Annotated in this window: 4 protein-coding genes; 3 read left to right on the forward strand and 1 reads right to left on the reverse strand. The window is 57.2% G+C overall.

The window, feature by feature from the left end:
• Nucleotides 1–5 precede the first annotated feature (5 nt).
• Nucleotides 6–953, forward strand: a complete 948-nt coding sequence (locus ACFDTG_RS11080) for a glycosyltransferase family 2 protein (protein ID WP_375291104.1) — start codon at nt 6–8, stop codon at nt 951–953.
• On the forward strand, nt 946–1,929 hold the full coding sequence (locus ACFDTG_RS11085) for a glycosyltransferase family 2 protein (protein ID WP_375291106.1): 984 nt from the start codon (nt 946–948) through the stop codon (nt 1,927–1,929). Before ACFDTG_RS11080 ends, ACFDTG_RS11085 begins: the two co-directional genes overlap by 8 nt.
• On the opposite strand, the gene ACFDTG_RS11090 is transcribed toward ACFDTG_RS11085, so the two are convergent.
• Entirely contained in the window at nt 1,926–3,383 is a 1,458-nt protein-coding gene (locus ACFDTG_RS11090; protein WP_375291107.1) for an NAD(P)/FAD-dependent oxidoreductase, read from the reverse strand. The genes ACFDTG_RS11085 and ACFDTG_RS11090 overlap by 4 nt on opposite strands.
• 206 nt (nt 3,384–3,589) lie before the next feature.
• Between ACFDTG_RS11090 and ACFDTG_RS11095 the strand changes: the two genes are divergently transcribed.
• A complete protein-coding gene (locus ACFDTG_RS11095) occupies nt 3,590–4,480 on the forward strand; it encodes a glycosyltransferase family 2 protein (protein ID WP_375291108.1) in 891 nt (296 codons plus the stop codon).
• Nucleotides 4,481–6,000 lie beyond the last annotated feature (1,520 nt).

Raw genomic sequence — 6,000 nt, forward strand, 5'->3', positions numbered from 1 at the left:
GGCGGATGGTCGATATCAGCATCATTGTTCCCGCCCATAACGTGGCAGGGTATGTGTCTCAAACCCTCGATAGCCTGTTGGGACAGAATGAGGCGAATTTCGAGGTTCTGCTGATCGACGATGGTTCGACGGATGTCACCCTTGCTATCCTTCGACGCTTTGAAAACCTGTTCAAGACGCGCGGTCATAACTGCGTCATCACCAGTCAGGATCGGGGCGGCGCAGGTTCTGCTCGCAATGCCGCGCTGCGCAGCGCCCAGGGGCGCTTGATCGGATTTCTCGACGCCGACGACGTCTTGCATCCCGGTGCGCTGACTGCGCTGATTGAGAAGATCGACGCGACAAACTGCGATCTTGTCTTTCCTCTTTGCCGCCATATCGATCAAAATGGAGCGCCGATCGGGGTCACGTCGCACGCTGCGAAAGATTGGTATAGCGCAGCGGACCTTCTCCTCGATAACCCGATCCATAGCGGCAGCGGCGTCGTCGTGAGAGCGCAACGTGTAAGGGAAACGGGCTTCTTCGATACGGACTTGCCCGCCTGCATCGACCTGGATTACTGGGTCCGGCTCACCGAAGGTCGCGAAAAGGCAATTGCCGCGCTTCATCGAGTGCTGATCGATTACCGGATGCGACCCGGGCAGATTACCGGAAGCTGGCGCCGGATGCGTGCGGGTTGGGAGGCCGCAAGAGCCGCAGCCCTTCGCCGCGGGAAGATCGACGCGTCGATGATCGGCATGACAGCAAAAGCGCGCAATCTACTTGTGTGGGCAACAGCCGCCTACAAGAATGGTGAATATGCGGATGCGCGCGCCCTGATGGCAGAGTGCTGGCGCGCCGATCCAGCGTTCGCAGCGCAGGATGGGCACGCCCGTATTCGCACCGCGGCGGTAATGGCGAGTTTGTTACCACTGCCCCTCCATCGGATTTTGCGGGCGCGCTTTAATGGGTGAGCAGAGCGAACTCTCCATTTCGGTGATCGTCCCAGCCCACAATGCCAGAGCCTATATTGCTCAGTGCGTTAGCGGTTTGCTCGAAGCGGGATTTTCCACACACGAAATCGTGCTGGTGGACGATGCATCGACCGACCGGACAGCGGAAATCGCGCGAACGCTCGGCATCGAACCGCTGTGCATCGCAAAAAATGCCGGCGCGGCGGAGGCGCGCAATGTCGGCGCGCGGGCAAGCGATGCCGACACTCTCTACTTTGTCGACGCCGACGTCGTCGTCCATTCGGATGCGCGTGCTAAAGTGCTGAATTTCTTTCGCGATCATCCAGACCATGCCGCCGTTTTCGGCTCATATGACGACGATCCTGCGGCAGACACCGTCGTTAGCCGGTTCCGGAATCTGCTTCATCGTCACGTCCATATTGAAAACGCAGGCGAGGCCGTAACGTTCTGGACCGGTTGCGGGGCAGTGCGGCGGTCGGCTTTCGAACAAGCAGGTGGATTCGACGCGCAGCAGCCGATGATGGAGGATATCAAGCTCGGCCTCGAACTGACGGCTCGCGGTCACAGAATACGGCTCGACCCCACCATACAGGGCAAGCACCTCAAACGCTGGAGCCTCGGCACCATGTTCCATACCGACATGTTTCACCGCGCGATCCCATGGGCGCGGATGCTACAGACCGATCTCGGCGAAGCGTCCAGCTATGCGCTCAACCTCAGCCTCAAGGGAAGGTTGTCGGGCATCGCGGTCGCGGCAAGTCTGCTCGGACTCATGGCGCTTGCAACCAACGCCTTAACCGGCACCCTGTTGCTGATCTTGGCGTTCGGCTTGCTGACTTATGCCAATGGCAGTTTTCTCAAGACCATGTTGACCGAACGCGGAGCTTGGGAAGCGATCACTGCCATTCCACTGCTCTGGGTGCATTATCTAGCGGCGTGCCTCGGCTATGCATGGGTCATTCTGCGCGTGCGCTAGGCCGACACTTTCTCGCGCGCGTCGCCTTTCTCGGGCAATTCGAATTCCTCGTGATAGGAGCGCTCGACATTGACGTTCCACACATCGTTCTCCTCACCTAGGATATTGCGCGCTGCGAACATTGCCGAGAGCATGGAGTGATCCTGATTGTTGTATCGGTGAAGGCCATTGCGCCCCACCGTCTGGAAATTCTCTAGCCCGTCGATCCATTCGGAAATCGTGCCGAGCGCATCTGTATATTCGCCATCATAGACCGGATAAGCTTTCGGTTGCCGGATAATCGCCGCATCGACGACCTGATCCTCGCGCGCCAAGCCCAGTTCCGCAAGTTCCTTGGACGCAAGCGCACGCAGCTGTTCGTCCGACATCGTCCAAAGGCCGTCGCCTTCCTGGCAGAAATATTCCATGCCGATGGAGGCAGTTTCGGGATCAGGGAGCATGTCGGGCGACCAGGCGCGAAAGTTCTGGATGCGGCCAACCTTAACGTTCGGACTGTGGACGTAGATCCAGTTGTCGGGGAAGGGGTCAGGGCTGTCCAATACCAATGTAACGATAAGGAAATCGCGATACTTCAGCTTGTCGGCGGCATCGCGCACAGGCTGGGGAGGGGGCGGATCGAACGCCTCAATCAGGTCCTTCAGTGCCATCGAATTGATGAACTCGTCGCCTTCGACGTGGCGCGTATTTCCGTCCTTCGTCTGCATTTCCGCTGATGTGACGCGATTGCCATCGCGGACGATTCGGATAGCGCGAATGCCCTTCTCCACGGCTCCGCCATTTTCGTCGATATGGTCGGAAGTCAATTCCCACATCTGCCCCGGACCAAGCCGCGGATACTGGAACTCCTCGATCAGGCTAGCGGTGTCGTTCGAGCCGGAGACGGCATTCCAAACGGCTTTCAGCAGCGACAGATTCTTGATCCGTTGCGCCGCCCAGTCGGCGCGAATTTGCGTTGGCGGTATTCCCCAAACCTTTTCGGTGTAGCTGCGAAAGAAATGCATGTAGAGCCGCCCACCGAAACGGTTCTGTACCCATTCTTCCAAGCTGTCTTCGACCTTGTGCGGCTTTACCTGCCACTTCAGATAACTCAGGAGAATGCGCGCCGATTCGTAGACCCCGATATTGGACAACGCGTTGAAGATCCGAAGTGGGTAGTCGAAGTAGCGTTCACGATAATAGATGCGGCTTTGTCGCGGGACGGTGATGAATTCGTCCTTCAACACTTCCCGCCACATTGCCTCGACTTCGCCGACCTTGGTGAAGAAGCGATGTCCGCCGATGTCGAAGCGATACCCTTTATAGCTTTCTGTGCGCGCAATACCTCCGACGATATCGCCTGCTTCGAAAACGAGCGGTCGATATTCATCCGAGCGCTTCAGCAGCTCGTATCCCGCGGTCAATCCCGCCGGACCACCCCCGATGATAACTACGTCGCGTTTTGCCTGCGTCGTCATGAAAGCCCCTAATAATAAATGTTAGCCGACGTTGCCCCCGGGAAATTCAATTCGAATTACGCTGTCGGTAGAAGATTTTGCCCAGTTTGTCGCGACTTTACGACCGAATTGTTTCAATCTGAGCGGATCGGACACTATTCTTTGAAATTCGTTCCGACGTCAGCTACCCTGGAATTTCCAAAAGTGCCCAGCAGATGGAGGTGGCAATGCCCAGCATCGAGGTTTCGATGGACCATCCGTCGCTAGCAATCATCGTGCCGACCTTTAACCGACCGGACAAGGTCGGACGATGTCTCATCTATCTTGAGCAGCTAGACGGAGGGCCTTATCGGACGATCGTTGTCGATGACGGAAGTCCACAGGATCTTTCGCCGATCTGCGACCTTTATGACTGGGTCACTCTGGTCAAACAGAGTAATGCCGGCCCCGGAGCCGCTCGAAACACAGGGGCGAAAATGGCGGAAGATGTGGAGCTCCTCGTTTTTACCGATGACGACTGCCGCCCTCGTCCAGACTGGGTGACGCAGCTCGTGGCCGCGCAGGCAGGCGAGCCGCAATTGCTGGTGGGCGGTAGGGTGGAAAATGCGCTACCCGGCAACGTGTTTTCCTCCGCCAGCCAATCGTTATGCTCGTTTTTGTACGATTACTACCACTCTCACGGCAGCGAGATGACCTTCTTTACGACGAACAACATGGTATGCCGCCGCGAGGATTTTCTGGCGATCGGCGGATTCGATACCGATTTCGCGGTCGCTTCAGAGGACCGCGATTTCAGTCTGCGCTGGAAGGCCAGCGGCGGGAGGTTGGCGTATGAAATTCGTGCCGTAGTCGATCATGCGCACGACCTCTCGTTAACGTCTTTCTGGAATCAGCACAGCAATTACGGAAGAGGCGCGCGCAAGCTGCATACCACAATGGACCGTCGCGAGGATGATCGCCCGAAAATTGAGAATTTCGGCTTTTATTTCGGTATGCTCACCTATCCCCTGCGTGCGCGATTGCGGCGACCAATGACCCAGGCCGTTCTCGTAGGGCTTAGCCAGCTTGCCATGGTTGCTGGCTATGCGAAGGCATTGCGCGAAGAACGTCGGACGTGAAACTGAATCAATGGCGGAAACGGACGGTAGGGGTCAAGCCAGTCACGGCCCCACCGCCGCCGCCGTACTGGTCATTTAAAGGTTTGCTGATGTCGCTTGTCGCGGCAATTCTTCTCAGCTGGCCGATGGCACTTACCAATGGTCCTCTGGTCTATTCCGATACCACCAGTTATTTTCTGCTCGGCGAAAAGATTTTCGCCGTGCTGGAAAACAGGATAATCCCCCATACCGAAGCGGTTGGCGGGGAAGCGGAGCGCGCGCCCTTAGGCTCGGGTACGGAAGGGATGAAGCTTCGCTCCATTCCCTATTCGATCTATATCTACGTCACGGCTGGGTCGCCGCTCGGCCTCTGGATTACCTGTCTGATCCAGGCGACGATCGTTCTTTTCATGACCGCCGCACTTATCCCGGAAATGGCGGCATTCCGACGTAAGCGTTTTGTCGTAGGTCTCGTCGCCATCGGTGTTCTTTCGAGCCTACCGTGGTTCGTGTCCTACGCGATGCCCGATCTGCTCGCTGGGCTTGTCGTCGTCTTTTACCTGCTGATGCTGCGGCAAGTCGATGGATTAGATGCGAAAAACCGAGTGGTCCTAGCCGGGCTGGCGACGGCGGGGGTGCTCGCCCATTATGGAAATATTCCTCTTGCAGCAGGTCTCGGCATCGCCGTCATCGCTTGGCGTTGGTTCGAGAAATCACTGACCGGTTGGATTGTCGCGCTGTGCCTTGCCCCGGTCGTTTTGACGGTGGCGTTCAACGTGGCCAGCGGCAAAGCAAGCACGGGGGAGGAAAGTATCGCTCCCGCTCGCCTCCCGATCCTCTTGGCGCGTTCGCTGGAGGACGGACCGGCGCGATGGTATCTCGAGGATGCCTGCGAATCCGATAAATATACCATTTGCGAGTTGTCCGAGACGATCCCGGACAATGTAGGCGGCTTTCTTTGGGGCAGTAGCGGTTTTCGCTTGGCAAACGACGCTCAAGTCGAAGCGATCCGCGCCGAAGAAGGCGAAATCCTCTTGGAGGCATTCAAGCGATATCCTTTCGCTCAGATCCGCGCTTTGTTTGGAAATGCTCTTTTGCAAACTGTGTCTGTGGGAACAGGCGAGCTTTGGCCGCCAGATCCAAGCTTTGAAAGGGGACTCGCCGATAGTGCGACAGATTTAGCCACCAGAGCCGAGAACGACCATGTCCTTCAGACTTTCGATACTATCGTACCCGTCGCGACGTTCCTTGCCGTCGTCTTGCTAGCGCTCGCGGCGGTAAGGCGCGGCATATCCTATTCCTGGATGGTGGTTGTCGCTTTTTCCGTTTTGGCGCTGCTACTGAATGCAGCCATCTTCGGGGGCCTCTCGGCTCCGGTGGATCGATATCAAAGCAGGATTATCTGGCTGCTTCCGACCGTGCTCTTTCTTTCACTTTGGGGCAACCAAGGTAAGTCCCGCTCTCAGCACACGAGCTTATGGCAAAAATGGTCGGGGAGACAGGATTCGAACCTGCGACATCCTGCTCCCAAAGCAGGCGCG

This window comes from Qipengyuania sp. (genome assembly GCF_042095715.1).
In the GTDB taxonomy this organism is placed as follows: domain Bacteria; phylum Pseudomonadota; class Alphaproteobacteria; order Sphingomonadales; family Sphingomonadaceae; genus Qipengyuania.

Excerpts from the sequence above, each read along its gene's own strand:
- ACFDTG_RS11090 (WP_375291107.1), bottom strand. The coding sequence starts at position 3,383 with ATGACGACGCAGGCAAAACGCGACGTAGTTATCATCGGGGGTGGTCCG.
- ACFDTG_RS11095 (WP_375291108.1), top strand. The coding sequence starts at position 3,590 with ATGCCCAGCATCGAGGTTTCGATGGACCATCCGTCGCTAGCAATCATC.
- ACFDTG_RS11085 (WP_375291106.1), top strand. The coding sequence starts at position 946 with ATGGGTGAGCAGAGCGAACTCTCCATTTCGGTGATCGTCCCAGCCCAC.
- ACFDTG_RS11080 (WP_375291104.1), top strand. The coding sequence starts at position 6 with ATGGTCGATATCAGCATCATTGTTCCCGCCCATAACGTGGCAGGGTAT.